The 19,832-nt window shown below is 56.2% G+C and carries 19 protein-coding genes; 12 read left to right on the plus strand and 7 right to left on the minus strand.

Annotated elements, in window-relative coordinates; translation table 11 throughout:
- Positions 1 to 3 precede the first annotated feature (3 nt).
- The 5 genes from rfaD to NP590_RS16175 all read left to right on the plus strand — a co-directional run bounded on the left by rfaD (position 4) and on the right by NP590_RS16175 (position 6,082).
- Positions 4 to 948 carry an ADP-glyceromanno-heptose 6-epimerase gene (gene rfaD, locus NP590_RS16155; protein WP_256603658.1) on the plus strand — a complete coding sequence of 315 codons (945 nt, stop codon included), beginning with the start codon at positions 4 to 6 and terminating at the stop codon, positions 946 to 948.
- 124 nt (positions 949 to 1,072) lie between these two features.
- Positions 1,073 to 1,828: a retropepsin-like aspartic protease family protein gene (locus NP590_RS16160; RefSeq protein WP_256603659.1), complete on the plus strand. Its 756-nt coding sequence runs from the start codon at positions 1,073 to 1,075 to the stop codon at positions 1,826 to 1,828.
- Between the two features lie 127 nt (positions 1,829 to 1,955).
- Positions 1,956 to 4,349: a phosphoenolpyruvate synthase gene (gene ppsA, locus NP590_RS16165; RefSeq protein ID WP_256603660.1), complete on the plus strand. Its 2,394-nt coding sequence runs from the start codon at positions 1,956 to 1,958 to the stop codon at positions 4,347 to 4,349.
- Positions 4,350 to 4,417: 68 nt separating this feature from the next.
- Entirely contained in the window at positions 4,418 to 5,215 is a 798-nt protein-coding gene (locus NP590_RS16170; RefSeq protein WP_256603691.1) for a transglutaminase-like domain-containing protein, read from the plus strand.
- 6 nt (positions 5,216 to 5,221) lie between these two features.
- Complete coding sequence (locus NP590_RS16175) at positions 5,222 to 6,082, plus strand: transglutaminase family protein (RefSeq protein ID WP_256603661.1); 861 nt, start codon at positions 5,222 to 5,224, stop codon at positions 6,080 to 6,082.
- Positions 6,083 to 6,386: 304 nt separating this feature from the next.
- On the opposite strand, the gene NP590_RS16180 is transcribed toward NP590_RS16175, so the two are convergent.
- A complete protein-coding gene (locus NP590_RS16180; RefSeq protein ID WP_256603662.1) occupies positions 6,387 to 6,827 on the minus strand; it encodes a lysozyme inhibitor LprI family protein in 441 nt (146 codons plus the stop codon).
- Positions 6,820 to 8,337 carry a cyclic-di-GMP receptor FimW-related protein gene (locus NP590_RS16185; RefSeq protein ID WP_256603664.1) on the minus strand — a complete coding sequence of 506 codons (1,518 nt, stop codon included), beginning with the start codon at positions 8,335 to 8,337 and terminating at the stop codon, positions 6,820 to 6,822. Before NP590_RS16185 ends, NP590_RS16180 begins: the two co-directional genes overlap by 8 nt.
- 129 nt (positions 8,338 to 8,466) lie before the next feature.
- Here NP590_RS16185 and lnt point away from each other — a divergent pair, with 129 nt between their 5' ends.
- Positions 8,467 to 9,990, plus strand: a complete 1,524-nt coding sequence (gene lnt, locus NP590_RS16190; RefSeq protein WP_256603665.1) for an apolipoprotein N-acyltransferase — start codon at positions 8,467 to 8,469, stop codon at positions 9,988 to 9,990.
- A gap of 101 nt (positions 9,991 to 10,091) precedes the next feature.
- On the opposite strand, the gene lpdA is transcribed toward lnt, so the two are convergent.
- Positions 10,092 to 12,239: a dihydrolipoyl dehydrogenase gene (gene lpdA, locus NP590_RS16195; RefSeq protein WP_256603666.1), complete on the minus strand. Its 2,148-nt coding sequence runs from the start codon at positions 12,237 to 12,239 to the stop codon at positions 10,092 to 10,094.
- Between the two features lie 232 nt (positions 12,240 to 12,471).
- Here lpdA and NP590_RS16200 point away from each other — a divergent pair, with 232 nt between their 5' ends.
- Entirely contained in the window at positions 12,472 to 12,978 is a 507-nt protein-coding gene (locus tag NP590_RS16200; RefSeq protein WP_256603667.1) for a winged helix-turn-helix domain-containing protein, read from the plus strand.
- 28 nt (positions 12,979 to 13,006) lie between these two features.
- Positions 13,007 to 13,966 (plus strand): alcohol dehydrogenase catalytic domain-containing protein, encoded by a 960-nt coding sequence (locus NP590_RS16205; protein ID WP_256603668.1) that lies wholly within the window; start codon positions 13,007 to 13,009, stop codon positions 13,964 to 13,966.
- A gap of 6 nt (positions 13,967 to 13,972) precedes the next feature.
- Here NP590_RS16205 and NP590_RS16210 read toward each other — a convergent pair whose 3' ends face one another.
- Positions 13,973 to 14,476 carry a YgjP-like metallopeptidase domain-containing protein gene (locus NP590_RS16210; protein WP_256603669.1) on the minus strand — a complete coding sequence of 168 codons (504 nt, stop codon included), beginning with the start codon at positions 14,474 to 14,476 and terminating at the stop codon, positions 13,973 to 13,975.
- 218 nt (positions 14,477 to 14,694) lie between these two features.
- Positions 14,695 to 15,012, minus strand: a complete 318-nt coding sequence (locus tag NP590_RS16215; protein WP_256603670.1) for a hypothetical protein — start codon at positions 15,010 to 15,012, stop codon at positions 14,695 to 14,697.
- Between the two features lie 263 nt (positions 15,013 to 15,275).
- On the opposite strand from NP590_RS16215, the gene NP590_RS16220 reads away from it, so the two are divergent.
- Positions 15,276 to 15,932: a DUF1614 domain-containing protein gene (locus NP590_RS16220; protein WP_256603671.1), complete on the plus strand. Its 657-nt coding sequence runs from the start codon at positions 15,276 to 15,278 to the stop codon at positions 15,930 to 15,932.
- Between the two features lie 193 nt (positions 15,933 to 16,125).
- Positions 16,126 to 17,424: a C4-dicarboxylate transporter DctA gene (gene dctA, locus NP590_RS16225; RefSeq protein ID WP_256603672.1), complete on the plus strand. Its 1,299-nt coding sequence runs from the start codon at positions 16,126 to 16,128 to the stop codon at positions 17,422 to 17,424.
- On the opposite strand, the gene NP590_RS16230 is transcribed toward dctA, so the two are convergent.
- Positions 17,421 to 17,711 (minus strand): DUF5710 domain-containing protein, encoded by a 291-nt coding sequence (locus NP590_RS16230; RefSeq protein WP_256603673.1) that lies wholly within the window; start codon positions 17,709 to 17,711, stop codon positions 17,421 to 17,423. The two genes, dctA and NP590_RS16230, sit on opposite strands and share 4 nt — an antisense overlap.
- A gap of 351 nt (positions 17,712 to 18,062) precedes the next feature.
- Between NP590_RS16230 and NP590_RS16235 the strand changes: the two genes are divergently transcribed.
- Positions 18,063 to 18,458 carry a DUF5658 family protein gene (locus NP590_RS16235; protein ID WP_256603674.1) on the plus strand — a complete coding sequence of 132 codons (396 nt, stop codon included), beginning with the start codon at positions 18,063 to 18,065 and terminating at the stop codon, positions 18,456 to 18,458.
- 83 nt (positions 18,459 to 18,541) lie between these two features.
- Complete coding sequence (locus NP590_RS16240; RefSeq protein WP_256603675.1) at positions 18,542 to 19,036, plus strand: ProQ/FinO family protein; 495 nt, start codon at positions 18,542 to 18,544, stop codon at positions 19,034 to 19,036.
- 35 nt (positions 19,037 to 19,071) lie between these two features.
- Here the strand turns inward: NP590_RS16240 and NP590_RS16245 are convergent, their stop codons facing one another.
- Entirely contained in the window at positions 19,072 to 19,779 is a 708-nt protein-coding gene (locus NP590_RS16245; protein ID WP_256603677.1) for a double zinc ribbon domain-containing protein, read from the minus strand.
- Between the last annotated feature and the right edge of the window lie 53 nt (positions 19,780 to 19,832).

Here is a 19,832-nt window from a genome sequence, read left to right on the forward strand (position 1 = left end):
CCCGTGATCATCGTAACCGGTGGCGCCGGTTTTATCGGCAGCAATCTGGTACTGGGTTTAAACGCTCGCGGTTACGATGACATTCTGGTAGTCGACCATTTGGCCAACGGGGTCAAATTCAAAAATCTGGTCGATTGCCGGATAGCGGATTATATGGATAGAAGTGCTTTTCTGGACAAAATCCGGCAAGGCGCTTTTGCCGCCGAAAGTATTGAAGCCGTTTTCCATCAAGGTGCCTGCTCCAGTACCACCGAGTGGGACGGCCGCTACATGATGGACAACAATTATGAATACAGCAAAGTGTTGTTTCATTATTGCCAAAGCCACAAAATTCCCTTCATCTACGCTTCCAGTGCCGCTACATACGGCTCGGACCTGACGTTTAAGGAAGAATTGGCCTACGAAGGCCCCTTGAATGTGTACGGCTATTCCAAATTTCAGTTCGACCAATATCTGCGCCGGCATTTGTCCAAATTGACCGCGCAAGTGGTTGGCTTGCGTTATTTCAATGTCTACGGCCCGCGCGAAGCGCACAAGGGCGGCATGGCCTCCGTGGCCTTTCATTTGAACCAGCAGATCAAGGATTCCGACAGTCTGCGCCTGTTCGAAGGTTGCGACGGTTACGGCGATGGCGAGCAACGCCGCGATTTTGTCTATGTCGGCGATGTGGTGGACATCAACCTGTGGTTTTTGGACAGGCCGCTGGTATCCGGTATCTACAACTGCGGTACCGGCCGCAGCCAGACCTTCAACGACGTCGCCAATGCCGTGATCGAATTTCACCGTCGCGGCCAGATCCAATACATTCCATTTCCCGAACACCTGAAGGGTTGCTACCAAAGCTTTACCGAAGCCAATCTGGAAAAATTGCGCGCCGCCGGCTGCCAGCATCAATTCAAAACGGTTGAAGAGGGCGTGCGCTTGTATATGGAGTGGTTGAACCGCTAAGCCGCGGTCGTGGCGTTACCCGCCGTTCGGTATCCCTCAACCTGGTTCTCAATTGATAGGCGGACTTGGTGCGATAATCCGCGCATGATAACCGACGTTACTATTCAGCGAGGGCGATATGGGCATGCAAGACCGCGATGATTACCGGGAAAATTATCCGAAAAACGCCGGCGCCGGCCGGCCCGCTTGGTTGGCAAGCAGGCTCGACAGCGCCCGAAAGCGGCGTGGCCGTTCCGCCAAGACCGCCGGTTTGCGTTATCTGTTCTATTTGCTAATGATGGGGCCGTTATGGGGCGGCGCCCATGCCGATTATGCCCAGCCCCCCGGCCAGGATAACCGGGCGGCGTCACGCAACATCTCAAGCGATATAGGCCCCGAAGCGAAAGGCGTGATTATCAAGGCCGATGCCAAGGGGCATTTCAGGGGCGTGGTGCTGATCAACAACGTTCCCATGCCGTTTTTAATCGACACCGGCGCCACCGACACCGTGGTGCCGGCCAAAATGGCGGTAGCCGCGAAGCTGCCCTACGGCCGCTATGTTCAGGCCAGTACCGCCGGCGGCAAAGTCGCGATACGCGAGACCTCCATCAACAGCCTGAGATTGGGCAACGCGGAACTCAACAATCTGCACGCGCAATTGAACGATCACTTAAATGAGGTCCTGATAGGGATGAGCACCCTGAGGTATTTCAAAATCAATCAAGCCGGCGACACCATGACGCTGATTTCCGATATCCGTACCATCCCCGCGCAAAGCCTTTCCGGCGCCGAATTGCAAAACGAAACCTCCCGTGGCGCGGGATCGAAAACATCCAATATCAAGAAAACAGTGGTCTGCGACGAACGCAAGGTATGCATTACCAAATACAGCGATCGTTGAGCGGATAATGGCTGGTCCCGGGGTTTCAGGGTTTGATCCTATCCGCGCCATTCAAATCAGCGCTTGCCGATCCAGCCGCGCTTGCTTATGCTAAATCGTCGCATAATAACTAGCCAAGGAGCGCCGCATGTCCATTTCCACGCCATATATCCGCTGGTTTAACGAACTTACCCTAGACGATATTCCGTTGGTGGGCGGCAAGAACGCGTCCCTGGGCGAGATGTACCGGGAACTGGCCGGGCAGGGCGTGGTGGTGCCGAACGGGTTTGCGATTACCGCCGAAGCCTATCGTTATCTGTTGGATCGGGCCGGAGCCTGGGACAAACTGCATGAATATCTTGACGGCGTGGACGAAACCGATGTCGGCGATCTGGCCCGCCGCGCCCGCCAGGCCCGCGAGTTGGTGTATGCGGCACCCCTGCCGGAAGATTTGCAGCAGCAAATTCTGGCCGCCTTCGAGCAACTGCGGCAGCAGTACGGCGAAGATTTGACCGTCGCCGTGCGCAGTTCGGCAACCGCCGAAGACTTGCCCACCGCCAGCTTTGCCGGCCAGCAGGATACCTATCTGAATATTTGCGGCGGCCATGCGCTGCTGGATGCCTGCAAGCGCTGTTTCGCCAGCCTGTTCACCGATCGGGCCATCCATTACCGGTTGGATCAAGGCTTCGATCATTTCAAAATAGGCTTGTCCATCGGCGTGATGAAAATGGTGCGTTCGGACTTGGCGGCCAGCGGGGTGATGTTTTCGCTGGATACCGAATCCGGTTTTGACGATGCGGTATTCATTACCGGCGCTTACGGTCTGGGCGAGAACGTGGTGCAGGGCGCGGTCGACCCGGACGAGTTTTACGTGCACAAACCCACCTTTGCGCAAGGCTATCGGGCCGTGTTGCGCCGCAGCCTGGGGGCGAAAAAAATCAAAATGGTCTACAGCGACGGCCGCACTCGCGAGCCGGTGCGCAATATGGCCACCGCCAACAGCGAACGCGGCCGCTTTTGCATAGATGACGGCGATGTCCTGACGCTGGCCGATTATGCCTTGAAAATCGAACGCCACTACGGCCGGCCCATGGACATGGAGTGGGCCAAGGACGGCCTGGACGGCAAACTGTATATCGTGCAGGCCAGGCCGGAAACAGTGGCCTCGCAACGCAGCGGCAATCTGCTGGAGCAATACAGTCTGCGGGAAAGCGGCGAAGTCATCGCCAAGGGCCATGCGGTGGGTAGCAAGATAGCGGCGGGCGCGGCGCGGGTAATCGATAGCGTGGCCAACTTGCATGCGTTTAAACCCGGCGAAGTGTTGGTGGCGGATATGACCACGCCGGACTGGGAGCCGGTAATGAAAACCGCCGCCGCCATCGTCACTAACCGTGGTGGCCGTACCTGTCATGCCGCCATTATCGCGCGGGAATTGGGTGTGCCGGCGGTGATAGGCTGCGATAATGCCACCGCCGCCATCGAATCCGGCCTGGATGTCACGGTGTCCTGCGCCGAAGGCGATGTCGGCAAGGTTTACCGCCGCCGCTTGAATTTTGCCGTCCGGCATACCGATTTGGCCCGGATGCAACGGCCCAGGACCAAGATCATGCTCAATCTGGGCAATCCCGAACTGGCTTTCAAGCACAGCTTTCTGCCCAACGACGGCGTCGGCTTGGCCCGCATGGAGTTCATCATCACCGAGTATATAAAGGCCCACCCGATGGCCTTGATCCATCCGGAAAAAGTCGAAGATGCCGGCGAGTTGTCGAAACTGCGGGAACTGACCGAAAATTACCATAGTCCGGCGGAGTTTTTCATTCAGCGTCTGGCGGAAGGCGTCGGCACGATTGCGGCGGCGTTTTATCCCAAACCGGTGGTGGTGCGGATGTCGGACTTCAAAACCAACGAATACGCCACGCTGTTGGGCGGACGCTGGTTCGAGCGCGACGAGGCCAACCCGATGATAGGTTTTCGCGGCGCCTCGCGTTACGTGCATCCGGCCTACGCCGAGGGCTTTGCGTTGGAATGCGCGGCGATGAAGCGGGTACGCGAACAGATGGGGCTGAAAAACGTGGTGCTGATGATTCCGTTCTGCCGCCGAATCGAAGAGGCGGAAAAGGTGTTGGCTTATATGGCCGATTGCGGCCTGAAACGGGGTGAAAACGGCCTGCAAATCTACGTGATGTGCGAGATTCCGAATAACGTGATTCAGATAGACGCGTTTGCCGAATTGTTCGACGGCTTTTCGATCGGTTCCAACGATTTGACCCAATTGACGCTGGGAGTGGACCGGGATTCGGAAATCGTCGCCAACGATTTCGACGAACGCGATCCCGGCGTCAAGGAAATGATCCGTCTGGCGGTGGAAGGTTGCCGGCGCAACGGCAAACATTCCGGCCTGTGCGGGCAGGCGCCGTCGGATTATCCGGAAATGGCGGCGTATTTGGTGGAAATCGGTATAGATTCCATGAGCCTGAATCCGGATACGGTATTGCAAACCACCCAAAGCGTGCTGGAACTGGAGCAACGTCTGGGACGTTGAATATTTTAATGTGGCGGCGCTAGCCGCCGCGACCATCTGGTGAGAGCCTTGAAAGGAAAATTATTGTGATGTGGCTACGTACCAGCTGTGAAATACGTTTTGAAGTCAGCGTGCCGACGCCGTTCATTTTGATGCTGCGGCCGCGTAACGGCGCCAATCAATGGGTGGCGCGCGAGTCTTACATGATCAAGCCCAGCGTGCCGGTGTTCGAGTTTACCGACGACTACGGCAACCTGTGCCAGCGTCTGATCGCGCCACCCGGACTGTTTTCGGTGCATACCAGCGCCGACATTCAGACCAGCGAACACATCGATGTCTGCCCCGGCGCGCCGTTCGAGGAAGTGCAAAATCTGCCGACCTCCGTGTTGACCTATTTATTGCCGACCCGTTATTGCGAGTCGGACCGCTTTGTCGATCTGGCCCAGGAACTGGTAGCGGGCGTAAGGCCCGGCTACGATCAGGTGGTGGCGGTGAATCAATGGTTGCGCGACAACGTGCGTTTCAACCCGGATTCGCCTTATTTCCAAATGTCGGCGGTCGAAGTCAATCAGGCCAGGGAAGGGGTGTGCCGCGAACTGGCGCATTTGGGCATCGCCCTGTGCCGGGCCCTGTGCATTCCGGCCCGCATGGTGGTGGGCTATCTGTACGGCTTGCGGCCCATGGATTTTCACGCCTGGTTCGAGGTCTACGTCGGCGGTCGCTGGTACAGCTTCGATCCTACCCAGGCGGAAGCGCGCGGCGGCCGGGTGATCGTGGCTTACGGGCACGATGCCGCCGACGTGGCCATCTTTACCCAATTCGGTCCGGCCTTGTCGCCCATCCATATGGCGGTTACCGTCGAGCAATTGAGCGGGCCGCCGGAGTAATTTGCCATGCAGCGCTTGCGAATTCTGCATGTGACGGAATATCGGTTCTTCAACACCGTTACCCTCAACCAACATCAATTGCTGTTGCGGCCGCGGGAAGGCCACGACGTGCGTATCGAGTCGTCCAAACTGACCATCAGTCCGGCCTACGGCATCAAGTGGTATCGGGACGTGTTCGATAATTCGGTGGCGGTGGTAAATTTTCTGCAATCGGCCAATACGCTCAGCATAGCCAGCGAGGTGGTGATTCAGCATTACGAAGCCTCGCCGCTGAATTTTTCGGTGGCGGAATATGCCTTGAACTATCCCTTTGTATATCGGGAATCCGAGCGCATCGATCTGGCCGCATTTCAGCAACCTTTGTTTTTGAGCGACCAGCAAGCCGTCATGGCTTGGTTGCGGGAGATAGGCCTGCATGCGCGCAGCATGGAAACACTGTGTCTACAGGAAAAATTGAATCAGGCCATTCACGGCCGGTTCCGCTATCAAATGCGCGAAGAGGCCGGCGTGCAATCGCCGGCGCAAACCCTGCGTATCGGCAGCGGTTCCTGTCGGGATTATGCCACGCTGTTTATCGAGGCCTGCCGCTGTCTGGGGCTGGCCAGCCGGTTCGTCAGCGGCTATCTGCATGCGCCGGCCACCGAGGCCGGCAATGCCTCCACGCATGCCTGGGCCGAAGTATATCTGCCCGGCAAGGGCTGGCAGGGTTTTGATCCCACGGTGGGCGAAATCACCGGCAACCGCCACATCGCCGTGGCGGTGGCACGCAATCCGGAGTCTATACCGCCGGTTTCCGGCAGTTTCATCGGTCCGGGTCCCACCCTGCCGGTAATGTTGGTCAACGTGCGGGTCAATTTGCTGGACTGACGCTGGATGCGCGCGTCCCCGGCAAGGGGTTGCGGGACATATGACAACGAATCGAACCTTTAAGGATTTCGCCTTCGGTTCCTTCCCTCCGGAGGCGGTCGTAAAAATCGAAACAATCCCTTCTCCGGTCGGAGGGTGTCGTAAAAGCCATAACGGAACCCTCTCCCTCCTGGAGAGGGCAGGGTGAGGGTATAAAAATCTACGCCTTGCCTTGTTATTTCCCCTCTCCCCAACCCTCTCCCGCGAGGAGAGCGGCTTTTACGACACACTCCTCCGGGAGAGGGATATGAAAGGGGCGAAACCCTTAAGGCGATGCCTTGAATGGAAGCGATCCCGAACAAAGCTCGCCTTCTTCCACGCCGTCCAGCCATTTGCGCAATTGTCTGCTGCGTTCGCGGGTGAGTGAGGCCAGTTGACTGGCCCAACAAGCATTGAAAGCGCTGCCGTAATAGCCGGCTTCCGCCGCATGAGGATAAATTGCCGCCATTTCCGCGTCGCGCCACTTTAACCATGCCCGCTGAGCCAGCTTGAGATTGTCGGTAAAGGTTTTATCGCCGGCATGTTGCTTGATAACCGCTTGATAGATTTGGTTGAGTTCCCGATCCGCCGCCTGGTTGTCCGAATCGGCGCATTGGCTGATCCGCTGTTGGGTGTCTGCATTGTCCGGACAGGTTTGTTTGTCCTCGCTGGCCATGACCAGTGCCGAACACAGTAGCAGTATCAGTGGGAGGCGCATATCAGGCATGGTATTCCACGCTAAATCTGAAACGGGCGAAAAAGCCGTTACTCTCCATGCAGGCGGTCAGGCGCAATGCCGTGCCTATGGTCAATGGAATGCTGCTGTTTAAAGAGTATTTGCCGCTGGCCAGAAAAATTTGCGCATTATCCATGCCCTCGCCGACCATCAGCGCGTAAGAGCCCGAGGGAGCATTGTTGATGCTGTAGATGGTGCAGGCGCCGCTGATTTGCTCCAACAAAAATTGATTGGCATTGGACAACTCGTTGAAGCGCTGTTGACGAATGATGGCCAGCGAAACCGGGTGCTGTTCCTTGTAAAGCAAAACCAGGTCGCCGGTCGAACAGTCCAGCATGCGGCTTTCGGCAACGCAATAGGTTTTATTGGGGGTTTTGAGTAAATTCACTAGTCTGCCCAGGCTGGTTTTGTCGCCGAAAGGCTGTTCGGCATTGTCGAACACATTGCGATGATGTTCCAGCGGTACCAGCGACAAACCTCGGTTGATGCTTTTGGGGTCGCGAAGTTGGGCGCTGATTTGATTGATTTTCGACAGCTTGTTCAACTCCTGCAAATACTGACAGACACCGATGAAACCGGGAATCATTTTGGTGCGGGAAGGTATGCCCGGAATGATGGCATTGAATACCTGTTGATAATCGCTGAACAGCAAGGCCAGTTTGTTTTGATTGGCGGGGCTCAATTTGGTAACCACGGTACCCAGTTGCAGTGCGTGACTGATGGGTCGGCAATCGATGGGCATGCATTCCGCCGGCAAGGGACGGTTGCTTTTGCGTACCGGGTAGGGCGGCTGGTCTTTTAGCGTATTCCAATAAAAGCCAAAATCCCGCGATTCGCGCGGATCGCCGATTTCCAGCAGGGTGGCGCATTGATCGGCCAACTGGAAAAGCTGGTTGATTTCATCGGGTTTGTAAAGTAGCGGCGACATGATGCTGAACAGCAGATTACGTTTGAGCACCGTTTCTATGTCGGGCTGTGCTCTGAAATCAGCCAGTTTGGTCGCGTGAGGCAAATGAAGCGCTTCGGTTGCCAGCGCCAGCTTGTATAGCTGAGCGGTTTTTTTCCACAGCGTTACCGACGGTGTTTCGTAAAACAGGCAATAGCAGCGCAGGGCATGGCCGATGAGCTGCAAGGCATGATAGACGGCCGTATTCCGGTCGGCGGCTTCCAATTGCTTGCTTTCAATGATCTGGCAAAACAGCAAGGCCAACTGACGGGGCAATTGCATGCTCAGCTTGCCCAGTTTGAGGATTTTGGCGGATGAATCGGCGTCGTTGATGGCAGTCGTGGACAGACTGGCGGAAAATCGCAGGCACAACGGCGTCAAATTGACCAACAGCGGCAGGAGTTGGCCGGGAGTGCATTGCGGCTCTTTAAGTTGTTTTAGCGCCAGATTCAGTTTGTGGGCGGCTTGAGCATGCGGTAGCGGGCTTAAACCGTCCAGCCATTGAGCGAGCGAGTCGGTTTGCAATTCAAAAGGTAGGCTGTCGTCTGTAGTCATCGTTTTTTGTGGATCCGATGTTAATTTCCCTGCAAGTCTAGCTGAAATCGCACTCAGTATGAAAACTCGGCCTTAAGGCATGCCCATTCGCGGCATAATACAGCACGGATTTCACCTCTTTTAAGCAAAATGACCCGATTAGTCCATTGGAAATGGCAGTTATTGGCGCCGGCATGCGGCGTGTTGTTGACTTTCTCATTCGCTCCCTACGATTACAGCTATTTTGCCTTGCCGGCATTGGCGTTTTTTTATCGGCTTTGCATTGCGCCGGCAAGGCACGCCGCTTTGAGCGGCTATTTATTCGGCCTGGGCTTGTTCGGTTCCGGAATCTGGTGGGTGTATATCAGTATCCACCGGTTTGGCGGCGCGGATCCCTACAGCGCCGGCCTGCTGACCTTGTTGTTGGTGGCTGTCTGGGCCTTGTTTCCGGCCTTGACCGCTTATTTGAGCGCAAAATTATTGGCCATGGCCGGCGTTTGGTTTCGGATATTGGCGGTCGGCCTGACCTGGGTGGCCGTGGAATACTTGCGCGGCTATTGGTTGTTGAACGGTTTTCCGTGGTTGCAGATTGCCTATGGCCAGTTAAATACGCCGTTGGCCGGCTATGCGCCGCTGGTCGGCGTATATGGCGCGGGTTTTCTGTTGGCCGTTTCGGCGGCTCTGTGCGCCGAAATGTGGCGGGTAAGGCGTTTGCGCTTGTCCGGTCTGCTGGCTTTATGCGCCATTTGGGGCGGCGGGTGCTTATTGCGGCAGGTTCAGTGGACCCATGCCGTCGGCGCGCCGATAAAAGTTGCGTTGCTGCAAGGCAATATCGCCCAGGATCAAAAATGGCTGGAGGATCAAAGACAGCATACCTTGTCCCTATATTGGCAGCTGACCCAACAACATTGGGACGCTGACGTGATAGTCTGGCCGGAGACCGCAATTCCGGTGTTTTTATCGCAAGTCAAGGACTTTTATCTGGAACCCTTATCGGCCTTGGCGCGCGAAAACGGTACCGATTTGTTGGTCAGTCTGCCCAGCGAGGGCGAGGGTAAGTCTTATTACAACAGCGTCATGAGCTTGGGAGCGCGGGAGGCCTTGTATCACAAGCACCATTTGCTGCCCTTCGGCGAATACCTGCCCTTGCAGCCCTTGTCGGGTTGGGTGCTGGACCGCTTGGCCATTCCACTGGGTAACTTCGCCGCCGGCGCCGCCGAGCAGCCCTTGCTGGAAGCCGGCGGATACCCTCTTGTAACCACCATTTGCTACGAAGATGCCTTTGGCGAATTGGTCAGCCGGCAAGTCGGGCGGGCGGCATATTTGGTGAACGTCACCAACGACGCCTGGTTCGGCGACACTTCGCAACCTCATCAGCACATGCAGATCGCCCAAATGCGGGCTCTGGAAACCGGCCGCTATTTGCTGCGGGCCACCAACACCGGTTTATCCGGAATTGTGATGCCCAACGGCAAAATCAGCGCGCGGGCACCGTTATTTACCACCACCGCATTGACCGGCACGATTATCCCGATGGCGGGGCTGACACCCTACGCCCGCTGGGGCGATAGCGCCGTATTCGCCGGCTTGTTTCTGCTGGTGGGCATGGTTTGGCGTCTGAGTAAATTCCAGCCCGGCGGCTGGCGGCGGAACGAGCTTGATGGCAGCTTATGATCGAATTCGAACGGATATGGATATGGTTAAACATAACTGTGCGCGGGCAAAGGCGCAGTTGTCCAGCGGGTAGGAATCCCGCCTTGGCCGGCGTTCGATGGCTAGCCCCGGCGCCAGCCATGGTATCGACCCAGACAGGCCAATAACATTTTCGGCGCGTGATTGCGCTTCCAGACCCCGGCCACGTATTTATTGGCTTCGGCCATGGTCGGATAGATGTGCATCGTGGCCAGAATTTTATTCAGGCCCATGCCGTATTTCATTGCGAGCACGAATTCGGCGATCATGTCGGCGGCATGTTCGCCGACGATGCTGACGCCGAGAATCTTGTCCTTGCCCGGCACGGTCAGCACTTTGATAAAGCCTTGGGTCGCGCCGTCCGCGATGGCCCTGTCCAGATCGGCCATGTCGAAGCTGGAGATTTCATAAGCGACATTTTGTGCTTGCGCATCCTGCTCGTTCAGGCCGACCCGGGCCACCTCCGGATCGGTGAAGGTCGCCCAGGGAACCACGGAGTAATCGGTACCTAGCTTTTTGACATGCCCGAACATGGCGTTGACAGCCGCATGCCAGCCTTGGTGCGCGGCGGTGTGGGTAAACTGATACGGCCCCGCCACGTCGCCGACGGCGAATATGTTGGGATAGTTGGTTTCCTGGAAGGCGTTGGTTTGCAGGGTTCCGCGCGGCGACAAGGTAATACCGAGTTCATCGACGCCGTAGCCTTGCACATTGGCGATTCGGCCGATGGCGATCAAAACCCGGTCGAAGGGGATTTCGTCAATTTGGCCTTCGTGTTCCGCCCGCAGGATGTGTTGGCCGTTTGCGACAATGAATTCCTTGGCGGTATGCTTGGTTTTGACCGCGATGTGTTCCGCCAGGAAGGAGGCCTGGATAAGGTCCGATACCTCGGCGTCTTCGCGCGCCATGATGCGCGGGGCCATTTCCACCAGCGTGACCTTGCTGCCCAGGCGGGCGAAGGTTTGCGCCAATTCGCAGCCCAGCGGTCCGCCGCCCAGCACCAAAAGGCGCCCGGGTAATTCGCGCAGCCGCCAAATAGTATCCGAAGTCAGATAAGCGACGCTGTCCAGGCCGGGGATCGGCGGCACAAAGGGCCGGGCGCCGGCGGCGATGACGATGGCGCGGCTGGTAATGGTTTTGACGCCGTTGGCGCCGGTAACCGCCACCTGCCAGGGGGAGACGATTTTGGCCTCGCCGGCTATGACCTCCACGCCCAGTTCGGTATAACGTTCGATGGAATCATGCGGCGCTACGCTTGCTATCACCTGTTGCACCCGCTCCATCGCGGCGGCGAAATCGAATTCAGTCTCGGCGTTGGCGATACCGAATGCCCGAGCCCGTTTGAGTTGCGACAGCAGCTTGGCAGTGCGAATCAAGGCCTTGGAAGGTATGCAACCGGAGTTCAGGCAGTCGCCGCCCATTTTATGTTTTTCTATCAGGGTAACTTTGGCCTTGAGGGCGGCGGCGATATGGGCCGCCACCAGACCGCCGGCACCGGCGCCGATCACCACCAGGTTGGCGTCGAAGCGCCCGGGTTTGGGCCAGTTCGCATAAATTTTGCGTTGATTGAAATAATCCAGCGTCTTTCTGGCTGCCCAGGGAAACAGGCCGAGCAAGGCGAACGAGCCCAACAGCGCGGGAGAAACAATGTCGGCCAGGGAATCGATTTTCGCCAACTGGGTGCCGGCGTTGACGTACACCAAGGTGCCGGCCAGCATGCCGACTTGGCTGACCCAGTAGTAGGTGCGTACCCTGATGGAAGTCAAGCCCATGAGCAGATTGATCATGAAAAACGGAAATACCGGCACCAGACGCAAGGTGAACAGATAGAAAGCGCCGTCGCGGTTCATGCCGTCGTCGATGACCCGGGCGTGCTCGCCGAAGCGGGATTTGACCCAATCGCGCAACAAAAAACGCGCCACCAGAAACGCTAGGGTTGCGCCCAGGCTGGAGGCGAACGAGACGATCAGCGAGCCCCAAAACATACCGAACACCGCGCCGCCGGCCAGGGTCAATATCGTCGCGCCGGGCAAGGACAGCGCCGTTACCGCAATGTATAGCGCGGCATACCATGCCAGCGCCGCCATGGGCCGAGCCTGTCGATACTGATCGATGTCGGCCTGCCGGGCCTTAAGGTTGTCCAGAGTTAAATACTGCTGCAGGTCCAGGGCGAAAAAGGCCGAAACCGATAGGACGACAAACACCAATAAAGTCGCTTTCCAGATATTCATGGCAGGCCTCCCCGGGCGGGATTGTTTGAGCAATGTTTAGCATATAAACGCCGATGAAGGGCGGGTATTTTTATCGCTGCTGTCGATCATCGGAGGCCGGTGAGGAAGGAGGGGCGTGCGATGTCGGTATCGGTATCGGGAAAGCGAAGTATAGGAGATTGTTAACTGTCGGCACGGCTTTATTCCCGAATGGTTTATACTGCAATCTTTGTTTTTTTAGGGATAATTCGCCATGAAAAAGACCACCGCCCCCATTGAAACTCCGCTGGCAAAAGTTAAAGTAGAGCCCACTCCGGCGCCCAAGGCTGTTGCCGAAGCGGCGGCCAAGAAATCTTCCACCGCCACGCTCCCCGACAAACAGCCCGAAATCTCGGTGCCCGTAAGCAAGACCGAACCAGCCGCTCCGGCCGTTGCCGCCGATGCCGTGGTGAAGAAAAGCCCGCGCAAGACCGCCGCGCCGGCAAAAACCAAGACGCCAACAGTCAAAGCCCGGAAACCCGCGGCTCCAAAACCGGAGGCGGAAAAACCGGATATGCCCATGTTCGAACGGGTGGGTTTGGCGGCCGGCAGTGTCTGGCATTATTTGTCCGGTAACGGCGAAACCGCCGTTGCCAAATTGATCAAGGAGCTGCCGGAAGAGGAAAAAGTCGTCCAGCGCGCCATGGGTTGGCTGGCGCGGGAAGACAAGATCAGTATTGCTATCGTCGATAGGGTTGAGCTTGTCTCTCTGAAGGAATAGTCTTTATTAGCTGTCGGCCTCGTTTCGTATGCAGGCACTGGAACTTAACAACGCTTTGCATTACCGCCTGGATAAAGCCGTGCCGGACATTGGCGCCGGCGAGGCCTTGATCCGGATGACATTGGCCGGCATATGCGCGACCGACTTGGAATTGGTGAAAGGTTACGCGGGTTTTAGCGGCGTTATCGGCCATGAGTTCGTCGGCGTGGTGGAGGCGGTCGGTTCGAAGTCGGATTCGGTTTGGCTCGATAAGCGGGTAGTCGGCTCCATCAACATAGGCTGCGGCGATTGCGCCGCCTGTCTGGGCGCCGGTCCCGAGCATTGCCTTCAGCGCAAGGTTCTGGGCATTCGCGGCCGCGACGGCGCTTTCGCCGATTATTTGCGCTTGCCGGTCGCCAATCTTTACCAGGTGCCGGCCGGCGTGGCGGATGAAGAAGCGGTGTTTACCGAGCCTTTGGCCGCCGCGCTGCGGGTGGTCGGGCAATTGGAGCTTTTGTCGGTTGGCAAGGTGGCGGTGGTCGGGCCCGGCAGATTGGGTTTGCTGATCGCTAAAGTGCTGGCATTGGCCGGTTACGATGTCGAGGTGTTGGGCCGCTCCGAGACTTCGCTGGCTTTGCCAGCCCAATGGGGCTTGCGGACCGGCTTGACGCGGAGCGTTCCCGATAACAGCTATCACTTTGTGGTGGACGCCAGCGGCCAATCCGGCGGTTTTGCCGAGGCTTTGAGACTGACAAGGCCGCGCGGGATTGTGGTGCAGAAGAGTACTTTTTCGGCCGCCGAAGCCGTAGATCTCGGCAAGCTGGTGGTGGGGGAGTTGACGATAATGGGTTCGCGCTGCGGCCCTTTCGACGCGGCGTTGGCTTTGTTGGAGCAAGGAGTGCTGCCCTTGCGGAGCATGGTGGACGGGCGCTACCGCCTGATTGACGGCATGGCGGCCCTGCGTCATGCGGGCCAAGCCGGAGTGAGAAAAATCCTCTTGCAACCTTGAGCGTTATCAATATAACGGACCGGTGCGCTCCATCAGAGTCAGATATAGCCGTAGGTCGAATTCCAGCTGGTGATAGTCGGGTTCCATGTATTCGCAAAGCTTGTAAAAGGCTTTGTTATGCTGTTTTTCCCGGCAATGCGCCAACTCATGAACCGTAATCATGCTTAAAAACGCCGCCGGCACCGCCTTAAATACCGAGCCGATGCGAATTTCGTTTTTCGCCTTTAGATTGCCGCCCTGGACTCTGGAAACGTAGGAATGCAAACCCAGAGCCTGATGCAGTACATCGATTTTGTCGTCATAGATGATTTTGCTCAGCGGAGCGGATTGACGCAGATACCGATTTTTTATCGACATGACATAGCCGTAAAGCGCCTTGTCCGTCCTGATGTCATGGCGGGCGGGATATTTTTTTAGCAGCATGTCGGCCAATTTGCCTTGTTCCAGCAGTTGTCGAACTCGGTCGGTAACGGCGGCCGGATAACCGGACAAATATTTCAAGGCTGGCATGGGTTTAATTGAGTGGCAAAACCGAAATGGCGCTTTTCCAAAGTATTGAATTCAGGGCTAGGATTCCTCTCAAAATAACTTCCGCATTCTGTTCCCTCTCCCGCCGGGAGAGGGCTAGGGTGAGGGTATAAATAGGGAAGTTATTAGGAACGGAATCCTTGGCAAAAAAGCCGGTGTCGGCCGGCTTTTCGATTGCATAAGCTGGCGGCAACGCGGGTTTAGTGCATTTTTTTGTGGTCCATGGGTTTGTCGTGATGCATGGACATCATGTCCATGTGATGGGCTTTCATGAGTTCCAGTTGTTGGTCTTTCAAGGCCTGCTGTTTTTGCGGGTCTTGTTCAGCCAGGATTTTATTGGACAAGTCGTGCATGCTCAGCATGTGCTCCTGCTTTTGTTTCAAGTGCTCGGTCATTTTCGCGGGGTCCATGGCGCCCATGTCGTGGGTTCCCTTGCCGCCGCCCGGTTGTTGGGCGTTGCCGCTTGCACTCAGGCACAACAGGGCGCTGAATGCGAAGATTTTCAGTAAAGTGTTCATGGGGCCTTACCTCCGTTAGATGCGGATCGAATGGTGAATGTCGGGGCAAATTAAAACCGTGAACGCCGGAAAACTCAACTTTTTTGCATTTCGTTGCCAAAATCTGCGTGTTTTTGCCGGTTTTTTCAGCGTGGTCAGCGTCGCTTGGGCAGGCGTTTTGCCGATTGGGAAAACCGGAAATGCCGGCGACATTTTGCCTCGGTCCGTGCCATGATACCGCTGTTACAGAATCTATTTTTTGCTTGGGGCCAGGGGAGTTGTCCGTGCCGGTATTTTCATTGATGCTGTTTTTGCTGATGTCCATGTTTTTGGTGGCGATGCTACAGATTCATGTTTTTGAAATCGCTTTCAGCAAACTGGGGTTGACTCCCGAGGCGACGCTGGCGCTATTGATAGGCACCCTGCTGGGTAGCGGCATCAACTTGCCCATTTTTAAAATTAAGATCCGCGATGACGCACATTGGGTCAGGCTGCCGGGCCGACGGCCGGTTTGGGAATTGTTGCAGCCGGCCCGGGAAGGCAGCACCGTGATTGCGGTCAACCTGGGCGGTTGCGTGATACCGCTCGGTCTTTGCATTTATTTCGTATCGCTGCGCTTGATGGAACCCTTGCTGCTGAGTCTGTCGATCGCATTGATTGCCGGCCTGAGTTATCGCCTCAGCCGGCCCATTCCCGGCATCGGCATTGCCATGCCGCTGTTCATTGCCCCCTTGGCCGCGGCTTTTTTGGCGCTGCTGGTCGACCCGGAGCATGCGGCGCATTTTGCCTATGTCAGCGGGGTGTTGGGTGTTTTGATAGGTGCCGATTTATTGCATCTGAAATGTGTCGGCGGCCTTGGAGTGCCGGTGGCTTCCATCGGTGGAGCCGGGACATTCGACGGCATTTTTCTGACCGGTCTGCTTGCGGCGCTGCTGGCTTAGGATTCCGCCCCTATAACTTATTTTTATATCTCTCACCCTAGTCTTCTTCCGCAAGGGATAACGACCTATCTTTCTTCAAAACCTTTATGGATATTTGTCACGTAACATACAAGGGCACAGAGTGCGGAAGTTATCGTGGGCGGAATCCTTGGTCGGTGGGTCGCATGGACTATTTTGACTGAAAGGATTGCGTATGCGCACGACCAGCGGAGAGATGCCGCAAGGCTCCGGCCTAAAATCTCCGTCATCCCGTTTATATGCGGGGGTGTTGCTGGCGATTTTTGCCGGCGGGACCTTTGGGTATCTGGATGCCGGGCACGCGGTGTTATTGAAGCCCATCGGCGATGGTTTCATCAGTTTGATCAAAATGCTGATCGCGCCGGTGGTGTTTTGCACCGTGGTGCTGGGTATCGCCGGTGCCGGGGATATGAAAAAAACCGGCCGGGTCGGTGTAAAAGCCTTGATTTATTTTGAAGCGGTTTCCACCTTGGCCTTGGCATTGGGTATGTTGGTTGCCAATCTTTTGCGGCCGGGGCGGGGATTTAACGTCGATCCGGCCAGTTTGGATGCGCGGGCGGTTTCCGCTTATGTGCAGCAAGCTGGCCAACGAAGTCTCGCCGATTTCCTGCTGCATATCATCCCTAAAACCTTTGCCGATGCGTTTACCGGATCGGGCGATTTGCTGCAAGTGCTGTTGGTCGCCATATTATTCGGTTTCGCCTTGCAGCAAATGGGGGATACCGGGCAAGTGGTTTATCGCTTCATGGACGAGTGTTCGCAGGTGTTTTTTGCCATGCTGAACGTCATCATGAAACTGGCACCGTTGGGCGCCGGAGCCGCCATGGCCTTTACCGTGGGAAAATATGGCGTCGAGGCGCTGAGACCGCTGGCGGCATTAATGGGTTGTTTTTATCTGACCTGCGGCCTGTTTGTGGCGGGCATTCTCGGCGGCATAGCGGCCATCGGCGGTTTTAATATTTTTAGACTGCTGCGCTACATCAAGGAAGAATTGTTGTTGGTGCTGGGTACATCGTCATCCGAAACGGCATTGCCGCCGCTGATGAAAAAATTGGAAAAACTGGGCTGCTCGCGTTCGGTGGTCGGATTGGTGGTGCCGGCGGGATATTCGTTCAATCTGGATGGCACCAATATTTATCTGACCATGGCGGCCTTGTTCGTTGCCCAGGCCTTGAATATCGAGTTGACGCTGACCCAGCAATTAACCCTGTTGCTGGTTGCCATGTTGACCAGCAAGGGCGCCTCGGGAGTAAGCGGGGCCGGTTTTATCACGCTGGCGGCGACATTGGCGGTGGTGCCGGCGGTACCGGTGGCCGCGTTGTCGCTGATACTGGGTATCGATCGTTTCATGTCCGAAGCGCGAGCCATTACCAATGTGATAGGCAATGCGGTGGCAACCATAGTGGTATCGCGCTCGGAGCGCGAATTGGACCTGGAAAAATTGCAAACGGAGTTGCGCAAGCCAAGGTGCTAATCCCAGGGCGGCTGCTCGCCGTCATAGGCAACAAAGTCAGCGATAGTCGGATAAGTAAAAACGCCGGACGCCTGGCCGGCGGAGGCTTCGCTTGGGCGGGGAGCGGGCTTGGCGGCAGGCTGGGCCGTCGATATTGGTGCCCCGTTCAGCCAGCGCGCGAAGGGTTCGATGTCCTTGCCGAGCGGCGCGTACCATTTTTTGTTGGCGGCATCCCAGCGGGCGCCCAGGGCCTTTGCTTGATCTTTTTCCGCGTAAGGGACGTTTAAGTAAGTGATTGTTTTCGCCATCTGGGTATGCAAGCCGGATTGATTTACGCACTATTTTAAACGATTGCGCGCCAATTGCCGCCGACTAGCAGGGTGAGTTTGTCCCGAAACTACGACAAGATTGAGTTGGGCGGCGTTGAAGAGGGTGGATAATTGTTTTATATCGAGAAATAAATAATCATCTATTGACTGTATTGTAAACCATTTTCAAAGCGTTATAGTTGAGCCGCATCCACGCTTAAAACCTGAATCCGCTTCAGGTGTTGAGCGCGCTTGCCAAGCAGGCGGTATGAACTTGTCGCAACGCTTTTTCCGGTGGCGATATTTTTATGCTCGTTCCCATAGCGTGTTACCCGTTTTAAGGAGAAGGACATGCGACCCGTCAACTTATGTAAGCTTCTGAACGCTTGGGCAAGCGGTATCTTGGAGCCCAACCAATATTGGTTGGCCCAGCCTAAACAGGTAGTCAATGCGCTACTGATTCTTTTCTTCGCCCTGTTGCATATTGCCGACGGCGTGATTACCTATCTGGGTTTGAGTTTTGCGCCGGTGGACGAGGTCAATCCGGTGCTCAATTATGTTGCCGGCTTGTGTGGTCTGGGGCTTGCCATTGCATTGCTGAAACTCGCGATACTTTCGGCTATAGCCTGTATTTTTTTCGGCCGGCATACCATCAAGAGTCGTTGGGGCACGGCAACATTGGCGTCGGCCGATACCTTCTATAGTTGGGTGGTGACGAACAACGTCATCCTGGTGGTGGCCTCGTAATAAAGTTTACGGCTTATATAAAATGGCATGGTCCGGGTTTAATTTCGCCATCGGCTTGATAAAAGCGGGCGGCGGGGAATAATATGTTGTCTTATTTTTATTTCGGGCGCGAATACATTATGGGCTTTGAACAACTGGCGGCACTCAGGGATGAATTGGCTCGGCAAGCCGAGGCGGAAAAATCAAGCAAGCGGCAACAGGCCGCTTCGTCCGCCAAGAAATCCGCCAAAGTCGATCCGATTGTACTGGTCATAGGGCAACTGCAGAAGAAGTTTCCGCTGGCTTTTCCTAAAAGCCCCGCGCCCAAACAACCTTTAAAAATTGGTATCCACAAGGATATTTTCGAGTATTCCGAGCAATGGGGAATCGATAAAAACCAATTGCGCGCAGCCATTAAAACCTGGTGCTGGGGCAAGCGTTATTGGGAATGTCTGACCGAGGGCGCGGACAGGGTTGATTTGGATGGCGCCCCCGCCGGCCAAGTGACCAAGGTAGATGCCGAGCAGGCAAACAAGCTGAAACACGGACGGCGTCCGGCGAAAAAGAACCCGGCGGAGCCGGATACGCCGGCAAGCTGAACGGACCGGCCCCCGCAAGGTCTGCATTTTTTATCTCAAATCGATCCGGCTCGGGCGCAAACCCACACATCGACCCGGCTCACTCCCTGTTTTCGCAAAGTCTCCGCCAGGGCCGCCGCGGTGGCGCCGGTGGTCATCACATCATCCACGATGGCGACGTGCCGGTAAGCTGGGGCATGCTTTACCGAGAAGGCCTGTCGCATATTCCGTCTGCGTTGCTTGGCTGCCAAATCGGTCTGATGGGCCGTGTCGCGATGGCGCATGCAACTATCCACATCCATGGGCAGCGCAAGCTGTTCGGCCAGATGCCTGGCTATTTCTATCGACTGATTAAAACCGCGTTCCCGATAGCGTTTCGGATGCAAGGGCACCGGAATGATGCATTCCGCCAGTTCCACGTTATCCGCCAGATAGCGGGCCAGCAAGGTTCCCAGCAGGCGGGCGTGCTTGAATTGCCGGTTGAATTTGAGGCGGGTAATCAGAAAGCGCAGCCCGTCGTCGTACAGATAGGGGGCATGGGTCTCATCGAAACCGGGCGGTTTTGTCAGGCAGCGGCCGCATAATTGCGGAGCCGGCATCGGCGATGCGAAAGGCTCCGCGCAGCGGTAGCAGCAGGAGGCGTTCCGCGGCAGCTCGTTAAGACAGGCCGGACACAAGTCCATATCGCCCAAGCCGGGCTGTCCGCAAAACATACAGCGCGATGGCAGACATTTGTTCTGTATAATATTCAGCCAGTTGTTCACTTTGTATTTTTATTAAGGTTGATAAGCGTCCGTTTGCTGTTTGCCCGCACCGT

It is taken from the genome of Methylomonas subterranea (assembly GCF_024505185.1).
Classification (GTDB): Bacteria; Pseudomonadota; Gammaproteobacteria; order Methylococcales; family Methylomonadaceae; genus Methylomonas; species Methylomonas subterranea.